We start from the raw sequence: 18,201 nt of genomic DNA on the forward strand, positions 1-18,201 counted from the left end.
GGTGTCCAGGGGGCGTGCGGCACTTTCAGTCAGGAGCCGAGATGGACCTGTACGAACACCAGGCAAGGGAACTCTTCGAAGAACACGGCATCGTGGTGCCGAGGGCAGAGGTCACCGACTCGCCCGAGCGGGCCCGGGAGATCGCCCGCGCGCTCGGCGGACGCGCCGTCGTGAAGGCGCAGGTGAAGACCGGTGGGCGCGGCAAGGCGGGCGGAGTGCGGTTCGCCGCCGACCCGGCCGCCGCGGAAGAAGCCGCGCGGCAGATCCTCGGCACGGACATCAGGGGCCACAGGGTCGGCACGGTGATGCTCGCAGAACCGGTCGACGTCGAGCGGGAGTTCTACGTCTCCTACGTCCTCGACCGCGCGGCCGGCGGGTTCGTCGCGATCGCCTCGGCTCAGGGCGGCGTGGAGATCGAGGAGGTCGCGGCCGAGCGTCCCGAGGCCGTGGCACGCATCCCCGTCGACCCGGCCGTGGGCGTGCACACGGCCACGGCGGTACGCATCGCGGACGCCGCCGGCCTACCTCCGCAGACCGTCGACGTGCTCGTACGGCTGTGGAAGGTCCTGGTCCGCGAAGACGCCCTGCTCGCCGAAGTCAATCCGCTGGTCAGGACGGCGCAGGGCAGGATCGTGGCCCTCGACGGCAAAGTCACCCTCGACGACAACGCTCGCTTCCGCCAGTCCCGTTGGGGAGGCGAGCGGGCGACATCCGCGGACCCGCTGGAGGCGCGGGCCGCGGCCAAGGGCCTGAACTACGTCAAACTCGACGGCGAGGTCGGAGTCATCGGCAACGGCGCCGGACTGGTCATGTCGACCCTCGACATGGTCGCCGGCTGCGGCGCCCGGCCCGCCGACTTCCTGGACATCGGCGGCGGCGCCTCCGCCCGGGTCATGGCCGACGGACTCTCCGTCATCCTCGCCGACCCCGCCGTGAAGTCCGTCCTCGTCAACGTCTTCGGCGGCATCACCGCCTGCGACGCGGTCGCCGACGGCATCGTCCGGGCCCTGGACGAGGTCCGGCTGACCAAGCCGCTCGTCGTACGCCTCGACGGCAACAACGCCGCCCGGGGCCGGGCCGTCCTCGACGCCCGCGCGCACCCGCTCGTCGAACAGGCCACCACCATGGACGGCGCCGCCCGCCGTGCCGCCCGACTCGCCACCGCGGCATAAGGAGACAGGACGACATGGCGATCTACCTCACCAAGGAGAGCAAGATCCTCGTCCAGGGGATGACCGGCGCCGAGGGCATGAAGCACACCCGCCGCATGCTGGCCGCCGGCACGAACGTGGTGGGCGGCGTCAACCCGCGCAAGGCGGGCCGCACCGCGCACTTCGACGAGCGTGCCGTGCCGGTCTTCGGCTCGGTGCGCGAAGGCGTCGAACGCACCGGCGCCGACGTCACCGTCGTGTTCGTGCCGCCCGCGTTCGCCAAAGCCGCGGTCATCGAGGCCGCCGACGCCGGCATCACCCTCGCCGTCGTCGTCACCGAGGGCATCCCCGTCCACGACTCCGTCGCCTTCACGTCGTACGCCAAGGCCAGGGGCACCCGCGTCATCGGCCCCAACTGCCCCGGCCTGATCACCCCCGGCCAGTCCAACGCGGGCATCATCCCGCCCGACATCACCAGGCCCGGCCGCATCGGCCTGGTCTCCAAGTCGGGCACGCTCACCTACCAGCTCATGCACGAACTCCGCGACATCGGCTTCTCGACCTGCGTCGGCATCGGCGGCGACCCGGTCGTCGGCACGAGTCACATCGACTGCCTCACCGCGTTCCAGGACGACCCCGACACCGAACTGATCGTCCTCATCGGCGAGATCGGCGGCGACGCCGAGGAACGCGCGGCGGCCCATATCCGCGACCACGTCACCAAGCCGGTCGTCGGCTACGTCGCCGGCTTCACGGCGCCCGAGGGCCGGACCATGGGACACGCCGGCGCGATCGTCTCCGGCTCCTCGGGCACGGCGCGGGCGAAGAAGGAGGCCCTGGAGGCGGCCGGAGTACGGGTCGGCGGCACACCGACCGAAACGGCACGGCACGTCGTCGCCCTGCTCGGCGGCGCGGCACGCGACGGAGCCCCGGAATGACGGCCGGCGTCGAGGGCAGGGCCGCTCTCACCCTCAAGTCCGGCACCTCCTGGGCCGACGCCTGGCAGCGCTGTCTCGCCGTCGCCCCCGAGGCGTTCCGGGAAGACCGCGTCCTCAACCTGTGGGGCGCCACCTGGCGGGCGGACGGCCGTGTCCTGCCCGCCACCAGCCCCGTCGACGGCACCCCGATCGCCGGCCCGCCCCGGTTGGACCGGGCGACCGCCCAGCGAGCCGTACGCGCCTCGCTCGACCAGCACCGCGCATGGCGTCACGTCGCCCTGCCCGAACGCCGCGCCCGCGTCGCGGCAACCCTCGACGCCCTCGCCCAGCACCGCGAACTGCTCGCCCTGCTGCTCGTCCGGGAGATCGGCAAGCCCTGGCGGCTCGCCCAGGCCGACGTCGACCGCGCCGTCGACGGCGTCCGCTGGTACGTCGACGGCATCGACGAAATGATCACGGGCCGGGCCCCGCTGGACGGCCCGGTGTCCAACATCGCGAGCTGGAACTACCCGATGAGCGTGCTCGTTCACGCATTACTGGTACAGGCCCTGGCGGGCAACGCGGTCATCGCCAAGACCCCGACCGACGGCGGCGTCACCTGTCTGACCCTGGCCTGCGCACTCGCTGCCCGCGAGGGAATTCCCGTCACCCTCGTCAGCGGCAGTGGGGGCGAGCTGTCCCACGCGCTGGTGCGGGCGTCCGAGATCGGCTGCGTCTCCTTCGTCGGGGGCCGCGACACCGGCGCCGCCGTCGCCACGGCCGTCGCCGACCTCGGCAAGCGGCACATCCTCGAACAGGAAGGACTCAACACCTGGGGCATCTGGAACTTCACGGGCTGGGAGGCGCTCACGGCGGTGATCCCGAGGCTCTTCGACTACGGCAAGCAGCGCTGCACAGCCTACCCGCGCTTCGTCGTCCAGCGGCAGCTGTTCGACGCGTTCCTCGCGGCCTACCTCCCGGCGGTCCGCACGCTGCGCGTCGGCCACCCGCTCGCCGTGGGAGCACCGGACGACCCGTACCCCGAGCTCGACTTCGGGCCGGTGATCAACGCGGCCAAGGCGAAGGAACTGCGGGACCAGGTCGCCGAGGCCGTCGACCGCGGCGCCGTACCCCTGCACCGCGGCAGCCCGGCCGACGCCCGGTTCCTGCCCGGCCAGGACACCTCGGCCTACGTTCAGCCGGTCACGCTCCTGAACCCGCCCGGCTCCTCGCCTTTGCACCACGCGGAACCGTTCGGGCCGGTCGACACCATCGTTCTCGTCGACACCGAGGCCGAACTGCTCGCCGCGATGAACGCCTCGAACGGCGCACTGGTCGCCACCCTGTCCACGGACGACCCGGCGACCTACGGCAGGCTGGCGCCGCAGATCCGCGCCTTCAAGGTCGGCCACGGCGTCCCGCGCTCCCGCGGCGACCGCGACGAGCTGTTCGGCGGGCACGGCGCGTCCTGGCGCGGGGCCTTCGTCGGCGGCGAGCTGCTGGTGCGCGCCGTCACCCGCGGCCCGGCGGGGGAGCGGCTGCCCGGGAACTTCCCGGACCACCACCTCATGCCGTAACGCCGCGATCCCGGGCAGACGAGGCGTCGGCGGCGGGTCACGCGGATCAGCCGATGCCCTGCCGGTCCGGCAGCAGGGCGAAGGCCCGGTCCGCCGGGGTCGGCGCGGTCCGCTCGACGGCCTGCCGCAGCAGCTCGCGGTGGCGCAGCAGCGGTTCGCGCCGGTCCGACGGGGCGAGCAGCAGCAGGTCGTCGAGGCCGGCCAGCAGGCGCCGCGTGACCTGCGGCGACCCGACGGCGCACACACGGACCTCGGCGAACCCCAGGTCCACCAACTCCGTCCAGCCGGGCACGGGCCGCACCAGCCGTACCGTACCGCGCCGGTCCCGGTGCGCCACGGCATCCAGCGGACGCCGGGACAGGGCGGCCAGGATCTGCACGACCCGGTCCAGCGCCTGCACGGCGGTCGTCGGATCGTTCACCGCGGGGGACAGTGCGCGCAGCCCGATGTCGGACAGCTGGCGCAGCCCGAACGCCAGGTCCTGGTGGAAGGTGCGCTCCACCCCCACGGACAGCGCGTACCGCAGCGCCCGACGCGGCGGAGCCGCCCCGCCGTGCACCGCCAGGACAGGTGTGCCCGGCACCAGGAAGTCACCGATCCGCGGGACCAGCCGCAGCACCACCCCGTGCCGCCGGGCCACCCGCACCAGCCGTGCGATGTGCACGTCCCGCAGCACACCGGCCCGCCCGGCGTGGGCGACCCACGCCGTCACGGGCCCGAGGCCGGGCATCTCGCCGCCGCCCGCCGGCGCGGGCATCAGCGCCGCCACCCGGAACGACTCGGCGGCGATACGGGCGATCACATGGCTGATCCGCATCAGCCGCAGCGTGGTGTTCACGTACATCACGAAGAGCAGCAGGCTCAGCGCGACCATGACGAGGGTGAGCACCGACTGCACCAAGGGGACGGAGGTGGCGGCACGGGGATCGGGATTGCTGTCGTAGCTGGTCAGGACGAGCAGCGTCAGGGCGAACGTGGCGAGGAAGACCGCGAAGGTCGCCTTCGTGATCCGGCTGCGGACGAAGAGCCGCACCACCCGCGGGGTGAACTGTCCGCTCGCCATCTGCACGGCGACCAGCGAGATGCTGAACACCACACCGATGAAGGTCATCATCGCCGAGCCGACCGCGGACACCACCGCCTTCGCGTCGTCCGCGAACCGCAGCAGTTCGGCCAGCGCCTCGTAGTCGCCCTCGTCCCGCAGCGAGCGGACGAGGGCGGCGTCAAGCTCCTGGGCCACCATCCAGACCACGAAGACACCCACCATGGCCGCGGTGGGAGCGAACCAGAACGTGTCCCGCAGATGCTCCCTGAGCGGCGACAACGCCCGCGGCCGGCGACGAGGAGGCAGGCCCTGGGTAACCATCCAGTCACTCATGGTGCGACCCTAGGCGCGGCGGAGCCGCCGGTCCCGTACCGCCGCTCAGGGGGAGAGCAGGGGAAGGAAACGCAGGTGAAAGGCGCTGCGAAACCTTGGTATGGTTGTCCATGTCGCCGCGGGCAACAAGCCCGCTCAGCGACAGACACCTGGTCCGGGTGGCGGAATGGCAGACGCGCTAGCTTGAGGTGCTAGTGCCCTTTATCGGGCGTGGGGGTTCAAGTCCCCCCTCGGACACTTCACTTACTGTACGTACGCAAGGGTCTCGGCTGCATGCCGTGGCCCTTGCGGCGTTTCGGCCACTCCCGGCGTTACCCAGGGCTTCGCGGAGCGAGGATCCGGAGCCGTGGCACGCCCCCGCCGTGGGCGGCGACGCGCTCGCCGCCCGCCTCTTCGAGCGGAGGACCTGCCCACACGGCTGTGGTCCCCTCCGCTCTTCCCGGGCTCCTGCCTTTGGGAGGCCGCTCGACGGGGTAGAGGCCCCGCGTGAGCGAACGGACAGGGGGAGCGGGCGGGCCGGAGATCGCCCGGATCGCGGAGGTGATCGTCGGCCGGGGCGGTGGCGTTCCGGGCCGTAGGGGCTCCGGTTACCGTGTCACCGACCGGTACGTTCTCACCGCCGCACATCTGGTCGAGCCCCCGCTGACCACGCTCCGGGTCCGCTTCGACGCCGACCGCTCCTCCGAGTGGACCACCGGGGCCCAGGTCGTCCTGCGCTCCGGGCCTGCCGACCTGGCTCTCCTGGAACTCACCGGCACGCCCCCCGAGGCCCCGCCGGTCCACCATGCGCCGCGCTACGCCGTCATACCCGAAACCGCCGTCACTCTCCCCGTCACCGCTGTCGGCTTCCCCCGATTCAAACTCCGCGAGGACAGCGGACCGGACGACCGCCGCGCAGAGGGCCCACGCGGCCGGTACCGCGACTCCTGCCACGTCGACGGAACGGTGTCCGCGCTCTCCAACCGCCGAGCAGGAAGCCTGGAGGTCGCCGTTCCGCCTCCGGCCGAAGACGTCGAACCCGACCGGTCCCCGTGGGAGGGGATGTCCGGCGCCCCCCTCTGGTCCGATGGCGCGATCATCGGCCTCATCACCACCCACCACCGTTCCGACGGTCTCGGACGGCTTGCGGCGATGCGGGTGCAGCGCTGGTACGAGCTGCTCGCCCCGGCCGAACTGGAACTGCTCGGTACTCGCGCGGGTCTTCCGGCCGCACCCGGACCGGCCGCCCTCCCCGGGCCTGGGGCCCCACATCAGCAGCCCCCGAACCAGCCGTCCCTCGACGCGTTGCCGCACACGCTGACCCTCTCCGAACTCCGGGACCTCGTCGACGCGTTGACGGCACTCCCCACGTTGCGCAGGCCGAACGGACTCGACTCCGTTCTGGAGGGAATCGACCCCCGGGTGGCCGCGCACAGGCCGCGCGACGACCGGCTGAGGTTCGAGGTGTACGGCGTGCTTCGCACCTGCCTGCGCTACCCCGGCACTCTCGACAGGTTCATGGCGGAGCTGCGGACATGGGAGGAGGACTCGGAAGAACTGCGCAAGGTGGACCGGGTCGCGGCCGAACTGGCCATGCGACACAACTGACTTGATGTGGCAGCTGGTCGGTGCACAGGGTTTCGGCCCACCTCCCCCTGGGTCATGATGAAGGAGGAACGACGGCGCGACGGGACCATACGGGGAGGGGACTTGGCAGCCGTGGAGCGGGCGACGCCGGCCTTTGAGTCCGGACTCATGGACCTCTCGGGGGTATCACTCGAGGCGTTGCGTTCTCTTGACGGCCCAGTCATGTCCGCGTCTCTCGAACGGCTGCTGGCCGAAGTCGACGATCCTCATGCGATCACGGTGGCCGGCGTCAACCCGCCGCGCACAGGGCTGGGTACCCAGCAACCGTAGCCGTGTGCGAGGAGAGTGCCAGTGCGTCCCGCGGACAGCACGCCCGTTGATCGATCCGCCTTTCACAGCATCTCGGAGGCCGGCCTGCGTGGTCTCGTGCAAGGCGGCGGCCACGGCGCCGTCATCGACGAGCTGCTGAGCGCGGAGCGCAGTCGTCGACTGCTGCTGCTGAAGGCCCTCGTGGACCGGGGGGCAGCCCGTTCCCGAGGTCACGAGAGACCACCCCTGTCCGTGCGTGACGCCTGGGAGCTCCTCGAACGGACGCAGGCCAAGGCCCCTGAGGCGGTCGACGGCGTCCTGATGGCGCCGGGGACCGGGACCTGGGTGTCGTCGTCCCTGCGGCAGTTGAGGGGAGCTCCACGCGGCGAGGTGCCCCTCTGGGTGACCCTGGGACATTTGTCGTCGCTGGCCGCCGCGGCGGCGGCCGCGGCCGGTATCGCCTTCACCTTGTGGGTTCCGGCACGAGAAGGGGCCGTGTCCCTGCCCGGTCTGGGGTGCGCGCTCCTTCCCACCGAGCAGACGTGGGCTGCCGTACGTGTCACCGGGGACGGATCGCGCCTGCGGATCACCGGAGCCGGCGGCGACGTGGTCGTGGGACCCGGGTGGAAGCGTCGTACACCGGACTGGTGGCCCACCCGGCGGTTGTTGCTGGGGCGAGGCGGTACGGCGGGGACCCTGACACTCGAAGAGCACGACCCGTTCCGTTCCTACTCCGGATCCAGTGCGCCGAGCACCTTGTCCGAGCAGGAGGCCGAGGCCTGGCAGCGTGCCCTCGGCGAGGCGTGGAAGGTGCTGCTGCGTGACGAACCGGCCGAGACGGACGCGATGCGGCACGGTTTGAAGTCCATTACCCCCGTACCCCGAGGAGAAAGGTTTCGGCCATACAGCAGTAGCTCCGCGGAGGCGTTCGGAGGGATCAACGCCTCGCTGCCCGACGACGGCCCGGAGCTCGCCGCCACCCTGGTGCACGAGTTCCAGCACGTCAAACTCGGCGCGCTCATGCATGTCGAACCCCTGCTGCGGCGAGCCGACGACGCCGACGACGGGCCGGAGTTGTTCCACGCGCCGTGGCGGGACGATCCGCGGCCGCTGGAAGGCCTGCTCCAGGGGATCTACGCCTTCTTCGGGGTGACCCGATTCTGGCGCGCCCACCGCGGTGCCGCCGACGCGGCGCACGCCTCGCTGGCGCACTTCGAGTTCGCCCTGTGGCGGGACGCGGTGTGGTCGGCGCTCGATGCTGTCCGGGGACACCCACGGCTGACCCCCCTGGGGCACCGGCTTCTGGAGTCCCTGGCCCGGACCTGTGCCGGGTGGCTCGCGGAACCCGTTCCGGGCGAGGAGTTGAGGCTCGCACGCGAAGCGGCGGCGAGTCACCGTGCCCGATGGCGTGAACACCACCTCCGGCCGCCGTCCGACACGGTGGACCTGGCGGTACGTGCCTGGCGACGTGGACAGACCTGCCCACTGTCCGTTCGGGTGACACCGTCGTCGTTGCGGCCGGATACCGATGCCTGCTTCCTCGACACGGCGGCCATCCTGGCCCGGCATCGCCTGACGGACCCGGTCGGCCCCTGGCGTGATCCCGGGGCCGGCGCCGTGCGAGGGGCTGGGCCCGTCGATGTCCTGCTGACGACCGGGCGCCGCGCCGCCGCACGGCGGGAACTGACGGACCGGCTGCTGAAGGCGGACCCGTCAGCGGGGGCCTGGGCCGCGCTGGGGAGGGCCTTGGCGGACGACCCGGAACAGCGGTTGGCCTCCCGACTCCTGCTCCGGTCACCGCAGTGGGCGCGCGCGGTGCGGGACACCCTGGTCGCCGAGTACGGGGAGCGACCCGATCCGGTGGACCTGGCCGCATGGCTGGGCCGGACCCTGGAGGAGCCCCGCCCGACGGGCTGAGGAGGACTGAGCGGCTGCCGGCGGCGCACGCGTAGCCCTCTCGGCCGTGCTTCGCTTCCCCGCCGGGGCCGGGCACCGGCATCTACAGCGGCATGGGGTCGATGTCGCAGTTCGCCCGCTCGCCGTTGAGGAAGGAGACGGCCGCCGGGTGCGGTGACGGCTCCTCGTCGCCGTGGTGAGTGCTGAGCACCCGGCCCATGCGCTCGAGCGTGTCGGACCGTACGCTCTCCCCTTCGGCCTCCTGGCCCACGGCCACCAGATCGAGCGAGAGGTTCGCGGCGCAGGCCAGCGTCGTCGGGTGGTCGGGGCCGAAGACCTGCCGGCACTGTGCCAGGGTGTCACGTCCTTTGCGGACCGCCTCGTCGAGTTCCCCGAGCGCGGACAGGTCGCTGGCCAGGTTCACCGCGGCCACCAAGGTGAAGGGGTGCCCGGCGCCGAGTGTCTCGGACAGTGCGGAAAGCGCCCCCTCGTCCAGTCTGCGGGCCTCCCCGGGCTGTCCGAGCAGTCGCTCCGACACGGCCAGGCCCACGTCCGCGGCCAGGGTGTAGGGATGTTGCGGGTGGAAGACCTTGCGGTAGCCGGAGCAGGCCTGTGCCCCGCGCGCCCGTGCCGCTTCGAGGTCGCCGTTCTGACGCAGGGCGGTGGCGAGCGGCAGAGCGGTGGCCAGGGACTGCGGGTGGGTGTCTCCGTACCTCCGGGTGAACGTCTCGTGGGACTTGATGGCGAGTTCCAGCGCGCGGGAGTGGTTGCCGGCCTTGCGGCTGGCGATACCCAGTTCGCGCTCGGTGCTGATGGTGGCCGGGTTGTTGTTGCCGAAGACGTCCCGGAACGCCTCCAGTGCGGCTTCCTGGAGCCGGAGCGCCCCGATGTAGTCGCCCGACTCGCGCACATCGATGGCGATCGAGTTCTCTGTGACGAGGCTGCGCTGGTCGTCGCGCCCGAACAGGCGCAGTTTCAGGTTCCAGGTCTTCCGGTCGAGTTGCAGCGCCTCCTGGAACTCTCCGGTCAGACGCAGACTCACGCCCAGGTTGTGGGCCATGTTCAGGCTGGCCGGGTCGTCGTCGCCGAAGGTCCGGTGGGCCCGGTCGTGGACGAGCCGGTCCAGTTCGGCGCCCTCCAGGAAGCGTCCCTGCGCGCGCCGCACGGCGGCCTCCATCTGGGTTGCTTCCAGGGCCTCCTCGCTGTCGGGCGCCGAGACGCGTTCGTAGATGCGCCTGATGCGCTCCACCAGAGCGGAGGCGTCGGTGTACCGGCCGACCATCAGATAGACGAAGACCAGCCAGCGACCCATGAGGAGGGCCTGTGCGTCCTCCTCGCCGAATCGGTCCACCCAGGCGTTCCAGGCGGTCTCGGAGAAGTCCAGAGAGACGTCGTGATCGCCCCAGTAATAGAGGTACTTGGCGATGTTCATCACCAGCTGGCGCATCCAGGGCTGCTCGGAGGTGACCGCGCCTGAGGCGATGACGTGCGTGTAAAGCTCCGCATAGCGAGGCCAGCTCGCCGGGTCGGTTGGCGTCCTGGGATCCGCGGCCGCCATCAGGGCGTGGGCGCCTTCGCGCATGCGGTTCTGCTCCTCTGGGCTCATACGGTTGATCAACACGTGCTGGACCAACCGGTGCATCTCGATGGAGTTCGTACGGTGGTCGATTCGGGCGAGCGAGTAGCGGTTGATCTCCCGTATCGCGCGTGCGAGCTTCATCGGATCGTTCAGAGCCGCGTCCAGTTCCGGGAAGATGGTGGTGTATCCCGGGCCGGACAGGATTTGCCTGGAGATGGGGTCGGGAGCGAAGTACGAGCAGAGCTGCAGCAGCCGCAGGGCGGCCGGGCTGCGGGTCTCCAGATGGTCGAGCGAGACGTTCCAGGCCGCCGCGACGGGCAGTTGGTAGTCCGGCGGCGGTGCGGTCTCGAGCAGTTCGCTCCGCTTGCTCTCGAAGAGCCGCAGGTACTCGGATGCCGGCATGCCGGTCTCCGCCCGCCAGGCGGCCGCCTGCACCAGGGCCAGGGGCAGGTCGCCCAGCGCCTCGGCCAGGGCCTCGGCCTCCTCGTCGGCGAGTTCCGGCCCCGAGCCGCGGAGCAGACTCTTGCTCTCCTCGCGGGTGAAGACGTCCACCTCGAGGGATCCACCCACGAGTCCCCAGCGGCGGTTGCGGGAGGTGACCAGGATGGTTCCGGTGCCGCCGGTCGGGAAGTAGGGTCGTACCTGCTCGGGGCTGTCAGCGTTGTCGAAGATCAACAGCCACCTGGAGTACGGACGTCCCTCCCGCAGCGCCTCCCGTACGGCCGGACCGGCGATGTTGGCTTCCGAGGTGGTCACCAGGCCCAGCCGCTTGGCCAGCTCCACCAGGGACTGGCCTACCTGACCCGGCCGCTCCGAGGGGATCCACCACACGATGTCGTACTCCGACTGGTGCCGATAGGCGTACTCGATCGCCAGTTGGGTCTTTCCGACACCGCCCATGCCGTGGATCGCCTCGGGCAGGACTGTGGTCGTGCCCTCCTGCAGCCGCTGGCCGAGGAGGTCCAGCAGCTCGCTGCGGCCCGTGAAGTGCTGGTTGCGCGGCGGCAGGTTCCCCCAGACGCGTGGCTGAACGGCGCGCTCTCCCTCCAAGGTGCGCTGGGGCGTGGTGGACATCGGGGTGGCTCCTTCGGTGGCTCCGGGCGCGGGGGGCGGTGTCAGGGGGGCTGTGGGGGGCGGGACCTTGGCGAGCGGTACTGCATACCGCTGATCGTGCCATTTCAGGGCATGCCGCAACAATTTGGCGCGCTGAAGGTGTGAGCCGGACAAGGCGTCCAGCGCTACGAGCTCGACGCGGAGGAACGGCGCGTTCTTCACCGTGACATGCGGTGTCGGCGACTTGTCCGACGCTTCGCCGGAGGGCGGGAGCAGCGACGCGGTGGCCGGGGTCGTGGCCAGTACCTCGCGGACGTCACGCAGGGTTCGGACGGTCGCGCTGCGCCGCCCCTGCGCGAGCAGTTCCTCGCGGACGCCGGGGAGGAAGTCGTAGACCACCGCCCCCGGGGCGTCCTCGTGCACGCCGGTGGGGCGGACCAGGCCGCTCATGAAGAACTCGGAGGCGTGCACCGGTCCGGCCCCGGGCGTCGACCGGATCAGCCGGCGGATGACCGGCAGGCTGAGCGGCGCCGCCGCGAGTCGGGTGCCCAGGTGGAAGGCGGTGGGGGACGCCGCGGCGCGAAAATCGAACACCCGGTCGGAGGCGGACGGTGGACTCTGGGCGGCGGAGAATTCGGCCGCCCACGGAAAGGCCCGTGCCGCGTCCGGCCGGCCCTTCCAGGTGTGGGCGGGTGTCACGGGCAGGTCCAGCGCTTGCGACTCCGCCCCGGCGAGCAGGTCGGAGAGGGCGCGCGCCCCATGGTGCGTCAGTGACAGGACGGGTACCGCGACCCGGGACTCGTCGTCGTCCGTGTGGCCCGGGCGTGCCGAGGTGGTCGCCTCGCCCCTCAGTGGGACGGGGAGCTCCCGTTCGTGCCAGTCCCACTCGGTGTTGGCCGCCCAGGGGTGGGGTGCCGTGACCTGGACGTTCAGTACGTCGAGGCCGGTACGGAACCAGACGTGGGGCGGCAGCGGGTCGATCACGGCCACGGGCCAGGACCGTGCCCAGTGCCAGAGGTGGGGCTGCACCGCGCCGAGATGCCAGCCGGCCGCCAGACCGTCCGTGACCACCAGAATCACGTGCCGCGTACCGGCCGGTGGTGTGACGAACGGATGCTCGGTGCGGACACGGGTCGGGAGCGCTTCGTCCGTGCCGAGCAGGGACACGACTCGGACGGTGGCGAAGCTCTCGGTCAGGGCGCCGGACAGGCTGTCGATCACCTGGTCCCAGACACGCATCGTCACATGCGAGTCGACCACGAGGGTCGCTTCTCTCGGTGTCGCGTCGCCCTCGGGATGCCAGTCACCCCACAGGCGGGCCACGTCGGCGGGCCGTAACCGCTCGTGCCGAACGCTGTCACTGTTCATGGTCACGCCCACGGCGTCGCTGCCGGTGCGGTGAGGGGGACAGGAAGCCTCCCGTTTCGCCTCTGGTTCCAGTCGCTTCGGCGGCCCTGTGCGAGGGCCGGCCGTCTGCCCGCGGGCCGGGCGGGTGGCCGTGCATCCCGGTCGACGCACTTGACATCACGGAGTGCGCTCCCTTCTGTCCCCCGTCCGCGTTCAATGTCTCATCCGGCACGGTCGGGACCGCCGCCCGGAGCTGATGGGCCGGGCATGCGTTCCGGGTCGTCCAGCAGCAGGGCCAGATGACGGCCCACATGCCCGTGCCAGCCTTCGGGGCCCAGCGCCAGCGCCTGATCGCGCCATCGCCGGGTGCGTTCCAATATCCCCGCCAGGCCGCGCTCCTGCAGGATGTCGGCCGCCGCCTCCCGGAAGGCGGTCCCGGAGGCGCCCCGGTCCCAGAGGACGGCCGGGATGCCGGCCCGCAGTGCCGCTACGAACTCCTGGCGTGCGACCGGCGACTCGGTGCCGGGTGGTGAGCTGAGGACGAGGCAGACGATCTGCTGGTCGTCCTTGAGTTCCCGTTCGAGATGGAACGCGGACTGGTCCGGCGGGCTCCAGTGCGACCGGCTCTCGGCAGGCCTGTCCTTGAGCTGCCGCCAGCGGTTGTTCCAGGGCCGGTGCCAGGCGGCCTTGCGCAGGCGTTCGAAGCTGCGCACCACGACGGTGTAGTCCAGGACGAGAGGCGTGGGCACGGCCGCGTCAGCCTCCTTGTGCCACCACTCCACGGGCTCTGCCAGCAGTTCCCACGGCAGGATGAACTCGATCACTATCGGCTGACGCAGATCGGACCAGCGTTCCTCCGCCTGTTCGATCAGATGGTCCGCGGTGGCCGGAAGATCGTCCCGGTGCAGTTTGACCGTCTCGCCGGGGATGGGGTGCCAGCCGTCGGAGTCGGACTGACGCCAGTGCGACACCCAGAAGTTGTCGGGGTCCACGCCGTCCGGTTCGAACTGGATCAGCAGGTAGGCGGGGTGGAGCGAGGGCTCCCCGGCCGGAGCGAAGTCGCCCTGCTGCCAGTCGGCCATCTCCTCCGCCAGCCCGCGGAGTTGGGCCTGCTTGCGGTTCCAGCGGCGTAGGTGCTCCGCTTCGTCGACGCGTCCTTCCTTCACCAGGTGTTCGGCGGCGAGCGAGAGGAACGCCATGGAGGGGGGCAGCTCGTCCGCAGCTGTGTTGTCCCCCGCCAGGCGCAGGAAGACGTCCCAGCCCGTCTCGCACCACTCCTCGAGTTCCTGGGTGCGGGAGTGGCTGGCCCGGCGGGCGAGGGTGGTGAGGAGGGAAGGGGACCGCAGCTCGTGCAGCAGGGGACGCAGTGGGCGCAGGTCGGTCTCCTTGAAGAAGGAGGTGGCTTCCCACTCGTCCACCAGACGCCACAGGGCGAGCATGCTCACCGAACCCTGTTCGGCGTACCCCAGGCAGCGGGCCAGCGTCTGGAGTCCTTCGTCGATCTCGGCGCACTTCTTGACCAGTTGCCGCGACCACAGGATGAGCGACTGGTCCTGGCGGGGGTCCACGGCCGACCGGAACTCCGCGGACAGGTCCTGGACCAGCATGTCCGCGCCGGTCTGTCGTCGTACGGTCTCCGTTGCCGCGAGAACGCCCGCCATCTCGGCCATGAGTTCGTTTCGAACGCGTGCGGCGCTGCGCCCCTCCACCTCGTGACCTCCCCCGGCCGTCATCGAGTTCGTCCGCGCCCGGTCCGGACAGCGTACGACTAGCCTTCCCACTGCGTCAGCGGCGCGAACAAGGCGGAATCCTCAACGCTCCCCGTCCGCCTCGTCGCCCGAGATCAGCACGTGGCGATGAGTGCCGTCGGGTGTCACCAGCGTGGGCTGCAGCGTGAGTGTGACGCGATGCGTGCGGTTGGAGGCGACGGACACGTCGCTGTTCGCCTCGACCACCCAGAAGTTGACCTTGCCGGCGGCACCTCCGGCTCGGTCGATCGCGACGGTCGCCTCGATCTCCACGGGCCCCAGCTCGAAACGGATCGGGCCGGTGCCCGCCCCGGCCAGGGCGCAGTTGAGCTGGTCTCTCAACTCCCGCACCATGTCCGCCAGTTCGATCATGAATCCTCCCGCAGTGACCGTGCGGGGCGATCTTACCGACCGACGTGGGTGGGCCGTGCCACTCTTGCCGAGAAAGCTCCGTAGGGATGAACGGGTCCCGGGGCGGCGAGGAGCGAGCCGCCCGCGGGAACGCCGTCGGCACCGCCCGCGCTCACCGGAAAATGCCGTGCTCCACGCCTACCGTGCTCCCTACACTCGGCTCGCGACCGCGCGCCGGCCATGGCGACGCGGTGCACCATGCCGATGAGCGAGGGGGGCCGGGCCGTGTGTGAGCGCACCGCATTCGTCGTCCCCCGCTGCGGCTCCCGCTTCGAGGTGATCCTCGTGTCTCCGGCCGCCCGGTGCCCGCTGCGCGGCCGGTACCGGTGCCCGTGACGCACGTTTGATCCTCGCGCCCCTGTGCATCTGGGGCATGCGCCGTCGTGCGTCAGGGAAATCGCGCTGCCCTTCTCCGGACCATCCGAAAGGCCACGGGCCATGCGCACGCACACCAACCCCCTCACCACCATCCGCAACCTGGGCATCCTGGCCCACGTCGACGCCGGCAAGACCACCGTCACCGAGCGGATCCTCTACACCACCGGCACCACCTACAAGCGCGGCGAGGTCCACGACGGCACGACCGTCACCGACTTCGACCCGCAGGAGCGCGATCGCGGCATCACCATCTTCGCCGCGGCGGTCAGCTGTTCCTGGGACGGTCACCGGATCAACCTCATCGACACTCCCGGGCACGTCGACTTCGCCGACGAGGTCGAACGCTCGCTGCGCGTGCTGGACGGCGCGGTCGCCGTGTTCGACGCGGTCGCGGGAGTGGAGCCGCAGAGCGAGTCCGTGTGGCGGCAGGCCGACCGGCACGGCGTGCCGAGACTCGCCTTCGTCAACAAGATGGACCGGGCGGGTGCCGACCTCGACACGGCAGTCGCGTCGATCCGCGAGCGACTGCACCCCGTACCACTGGTCGTGCAACTGCCCATCGGCACGGAGGACGGGTTCACCGGCGTCGTCGACCTGCTGCGCCTGCGGGCCCTGGTGTGGGCCGACGGCGCGGACACGGCCGAGGAGGGGCCGGTGCCCGACGCCCTGCGCGAGGAGGCGGCACGCAGGCGGCGACTGCTGGAGGAGGCGGTGGCGGAACGCCATCCGGCCGCGCTGGAGGAGTTCTGCGACCGGGAGACGCTCACCGCGGCCACCCTCGCCACGGCGCTGCGCGACCTGACGCGCGACGGCGACGGCGTGGTGGTGCTGTGCGGTTCGGCCTACCGCAACCGCGGAGTCGAACCGCTGCTGGACGCCGTCGTGTCCTACCTGCCGTCCCCGCTGGACGTACCCCCGGTACGCGGCACCCACGACGGCGCGGAGCGGGAACGGCCCGCCGACCCGGCGGCACCGATGGCGGCACTGGCCTTCAAGGTGAACGCCACCTCGACGGGACGGCTGACCTACCTGCGGGTGTACTCGGGAACGATCGAGAAGGGAGACACCGTGTGGGACGCGGGCACGCGGCGCACCGAGCGGATCGGCCGCATCCTGCGGGTGCGGGCCGACCGCCACGACCCGCTGGAGCGGGCGGTCGCCGGGGACATCGTCGCCGTGGTCGGGCTGAAGTCCGCCCGCGCCGGCTCGACCCTGTGCGCGCCGGCCGCCCCGCTCGTCCTGGAGCCTGCGGGCGTGGCCGAGCCGGTCGTGCACGTGTCGGTGGAGGCCCGGCGTTCCACCGACACCGACCGGCTGGCCTCGGCGCTGGCCCGGCTGACCGAGGAAGACCCCTCACTGGCCGTGCGGACGGACCCGGAGACCGGTCAGACCGTGCTGTCGGGCATGGGCGAACTGCACCTGGAGGTCGCGGTGGAACGCGTCCGGAGCGAGCACGGCATCGAGGTCACCGTCGGCCGCCCCGGCGTGGCGTACCGGGAGACGGTCGGTGAAGGTGTGTCCGGTTTCGTCTACCGGCATGTCAAACAGGACGGGGGCGCCGGGCAGTTCGCGCACATCGTCTTCGACGTGGACCCGTGGGAGGGGAACGCGGAGGAGGGTGGTTTCGTGTTCGGCTCGGCCGTCGTCGGCGGGCGGGTGCCGCAGGAGTTCGTCCGTGCCGTCGAGGCCGGGTGCCGGGACGCCCTGGCCGAGGGCCCGCTCGGCGGTCACCCGGTGACCGGCCTGAGGGTCACGCTCACCGACGGCCAGACCCATGTCAAGGACTCCTCGGACACGGCCTTCCGCACCGCCGGCCGGCTCGGTCTCCGCGATGCCCTGCGTGCCTCGGTGATGGTCCTGCTGGAGCCGGTCGTCGAGGTCACGGTCACCGTGCCCGAGGACGCGGTCGGCGGCGTGCTGGGCGACCTGGCCGCCCGCCGCGGCCGGGTCACCGGCTCCGACACGCGAGGCGGCGCGGCGGTCGTCACGGCCACCGTGCCGCTGGCCGAACTGTTCGGTTACGCGACGCGGCTGCGCAGCCGCACCCGGGGCCGTGGCACCTTCACCGCCCGGCCCACCGGCTACGCACCAACGCCGGCGACGGCGACCGCCGCGACACCGGCGCGGTAGCAATCCGGGCCGCCCTGCAAGGGGTAGCGTGCCGGGCTGCCCCCTCCCGCGGGAGGGGGCAGCCCTCGTACCGGCCCTCGTACCGGCCCTCGTACCGGCCCTCGTACCGGCCCTCGTACCGGCCCTCGTACCGGCCCTCGTACCGGCCCTCGGATCGGCCCTCGGATCGGCCCTCGTACCGGCCCTCGTACCGGCCCTCGTACCGGCCCTCGGATCGGAGGAGTGCGCCACGGTCGACGGCGCTTCTCGCCGGGCGCCCCGGCCTGGGCGGTGTGTTCGCCGCGAACGACCTGTTAACCGAGGGGCGCAGTCCAGGTGTTGCGCCACCACGGACACGCATCCGGGTACCGCCGAGGTCGATCAGCCGTCCGTCTCGAGGCGACCCGCCCTGGTACGGCATATTCCGCCGGACCCGGCGGAATAATCGCATACATGTCAAAGGGGATGCGCTGGGCGCTGGTGGTCGTCCTTCTGGTCTGGAGTGTGTTCGCCTACCCGTGGTTCGACAAGGGCTGCGACATCGCGGAGGCGTACACAGCGGTCTTCGAGTACGGGGTGCCGGAGGGCCTTGAGCCCTTCCCGGCCTGCTACGGCTGAGAGTTCGGTCCCGGCCGCCATCCTGCCCGGGACTGGGTCGTCCGGATCCGACTGGGCGACCACGGGCTCCAGCGGGTCCGGTCGCAGCCCGGCGGCAGAGCGAGGCGCGCGAGGCTTTGGCTGCGCCATCCCGGCGGAACGAGCCCGACTCCATCGGCGGGCAC

12 protein-coding genes and 1 tRNA gene are annotated in these 18,201 nt (G+C 71.5%); 9 read left to right on the forward strand and 4 right to left on the reverse strand.

All coding sequences use genetic code 11. The features are described 5' to 3' along the window. Positions 1–41 precede the first annotated feature (41 nt). The 3 genes from sucC to ACH4F2_RS05815 are packed head-to-tail and all read left to right on the forward strand — an operon-like array spanning position 42 to position 3,645. Positions 42–1,172: an ADP-forming succinate--CoA ligase subunit beta gene (sucC, locus tag ACH4F2_RS05805; RefSeq protein WP_398131431.1), complete on the forward strand. Its 1,131-nt coding sequence runs from the start codon at positions 42–44 to the stop codon at positions 1,170–1,172. A gap of 14 nt (positions 1,173–1,186) precedes the next feature. Further along, on the forward strand, positions 1,187–2,089 hold the full coding sequence (gene sucD / locus ACH4F2_RS05810) for a succinate--CoA ligase subunit alpha (RefSeq protein WP_398131432.1): 903 nt from the start codon (positions 1,187–1,189) through the stop codon (positions 2,087–2,089). After that, complete coding sequence (locus ACH4F2_RS05815) at positions 2,086–3,645, forward strand: aldehyde dehydrogenase family protein (protein ID WP_398131433.1); 1,560 nt, start codon at positions 2,086–2,088, stop codon at positions 3,643–3,645. The genes sucD and ACH4F2_RS05815 overlap by 4 nt, the downstream gene beginning before the upstream one ends. 46 nt (positions 3,646–3,691) lie before the next feature. Here the strand turns inward: ACH4F2_RS05815 and ACH4F2_RS05820 are convergent, their stop codons facing one another. Further along, a complete protein-coding gene (locus tag ACH4F2_RS05820; protein ID WP_398131434.1) occupies positions 3,692–5,023 on the reverse strand; it encodes a DUF2254 domain-containing protein in 1,332 nt (443 codons plus the stop codon). A gap of 152 nt (positions 5,024–5,175) precedes the next feature. Here ACH4F2_RS05820 and ACH4F2_RS05825 point away from each other — a divergent pair. The 4 genes from ACH4F2_RS05825 (at position 5,176) to ACH4F2_RS05840 (ending at position 8,815) form a co-directional block, all read left to right on the forward strand. Further along, positions 5,176–5,260 (forward strand) — tRNA-Leu (locus ACH4F2_RS05825). A gap of 249 nt (positions 5,261–5,509) precedes the next feature. Next, on the forward strand, positions 5,510–6,610 hold the full coding sequence (locus ACH4F2_RS05830) for a trypsin-like peptidase domain-containing protein (protein ID WP_398131435.1): 1,101 nt from the start codon (positions 5,510–5,512) through the stop codon (positions 6,608–6,610). 102 nt (positions 6,611–6,712) lie between these two features. Then, complete coding sequence (locus tag ACH4F2_RS05835; RefSeq protein WP_398131436.1) at positions 6,713–6,919, forward strand: hypothetical protein; 207 nt, start codon at positions 6,713–6,715, stop codon at positions 6,917–6,919. A 21-nt stretch (positions 6,920–6,940) separates the two neighbouring features. Beyond that, positions 6,941–8,815, forward strand: a complete 1,875-nt coding sequence (locus tag ACH4F2_RS05840; protein WP_398131437.1) for an HEXXH motif domain-containing protein — start codon at positions 6,941–6,943, stop codon at positions 8,813–8,815. A gap of 82 nt (positions 8,816–8,897) precedes the next feature. On the opposite strand, the gene fxsT is transcribed toward ACH4F2_RS05840, so the two are convergent. The 3 genes from fxsT to ACH4F2_RS05855 all read right to left on the reverse strand — a co-directional run bounded on the left by fxsT (position 8,898) and on the right by ACH4F2_RS05855 (position 14,893). Continuing rightward, complete coding sequence (fxsT, locus tag ACH4F2_RS05845; protein WP_398131586.1) at positions 8,898–12,794, reverse strand: FxSxx-COOH system tetratricopeptide repeat protein; 3,897 nt, start codon at positions 12,792–12,794, stop codon at positions 8,898–8,900. A gap of 200 nt (positions 12,795–12,994) precedes the next feature. Next, positions 12,995–14,443, reverse strand: coding sequence for a hypothetical protein (locus ACH4F2_RS05850; protein WP_398131438.1), 1,449 nt, complete (start codon positions 14,441–14,443; stop codon positions 12,995–12,997). A gap of 141 nt (positions 14,444–14,584) precedes the next feature. Continuing rightward, positions 14,585–14,893: a trypco2 family protein gene (locus ACH4F2_RS05855; RefSeq protein WP_398131439.1), complete on the reverse strand. Its 309-nt coding sequence runs from the start codon at positions 14,891–14,893 to the stop codon at positions 14,585–14,587. Positions 14,894–15,370: 477 nt separating this feature from the next. Here ACH4F2_RS05855 and fusA point away from each other — a divergent pair, with 477 nt between their 5' ends. Further along, complete coding sequence (gene fusA, locus ACH4F2_RS05860; protein ID WP_398131440.1) at positions 15,371–17,440, forward strand: elongation factor G; 2,070 nt, start codon at positions 15,371–15,373, stop codon at positions 17,438–17,440. 432 nt (positions 17,441–17,872) lie between these two features. Next, positions 17,873–18,037 (forward strand): hypothetical protein, encoded by a 165-nt coding sequence (locus tag ACH4F2_RS05865; RefSeq protein ID WP_398131441.1) that lies wholly within the window; start codon positions 17,873–17,875, stop codon positions 18,035–18,037. Positions 18,038–18,201 lie beyond the last annotated feature (164 nt).

This window comes from Streptomyces sp. NPDC017890 (genome assembly GCF_044328675.1).
In the GTDB taxonomy this organism is placed as follows: Bacteria; Actinomycetota; Actinomycetes; order Streptomycetales; family Streptomycetaceae; genus Streptomyces.

Excerpts from the sequence above, each read along its gene's own strand:
- sucC (WP_398131431.1), top strand. The coding sequence starts at position 42 with ATGGACCTGTACGAACACCAGGCAAGGGAACTCTTCGAAGAACACGGC.
- sucD (WP_398131432.1), top strand. The coding sequence starts at position 1,187 with ATGGCGATCTACCTCACCAAGGAGAGCAAGATCCTCGTCCAGGGGATG.
- fxsT (WP_398131586.1), bottom strand. The coding sequence starts at position 12,794 with ATGAACAGTGACAGCGTTCGGCACGAGCGGTTACGGCCCGCCGACGTG.
- ACH4F2_RS05865 (WP_398131441.1), top strand. The coding sequence starts at position 17,873 with ATGTCAAAGGGGATGCGCTGGGCGCTGGTGGTCGTCCTTCTGGTCTGG.
- fusA (WP_398131440.1), top strand. The coding sequence starts at position 15,371 with ATGCGCACGCACACCAACCCCCTCACCACCATCCGCAACCTGGGCATC.
- ACH4F2_RS05850 (WP_398131438.1), bottom strand. The coding sequence starts at position 14,443 with ATGGCCGAGATGGCGGGCGTTCTCGCGGCAACGGAGACCGTACGACGA.
- ACH4F2_RS05820 (WP_398131434.1), bottom strand. The coding sequence starts at position 5,023 with ATGAGTGACTGGATGGTTACCCAGGGCCTGCCTCCTCGTCGCCGGCCG.
- ACH4F2_RS05815 (WP_398131433.1), top strand. The coding sequence starts at position 2,086 with ATGACGGCCGGCGTCGAGGGCAGGGCCGCTCTCACCCTCAAGTCCGGC.
- ACH4F2_RS05855 (WP_398131439.1), bottom strand. The coding sequence starts at position 14,893 with ATGATCGAACTGGCGGACATGGTGCGGGAGTTGAGAGACCAGCTCAAC.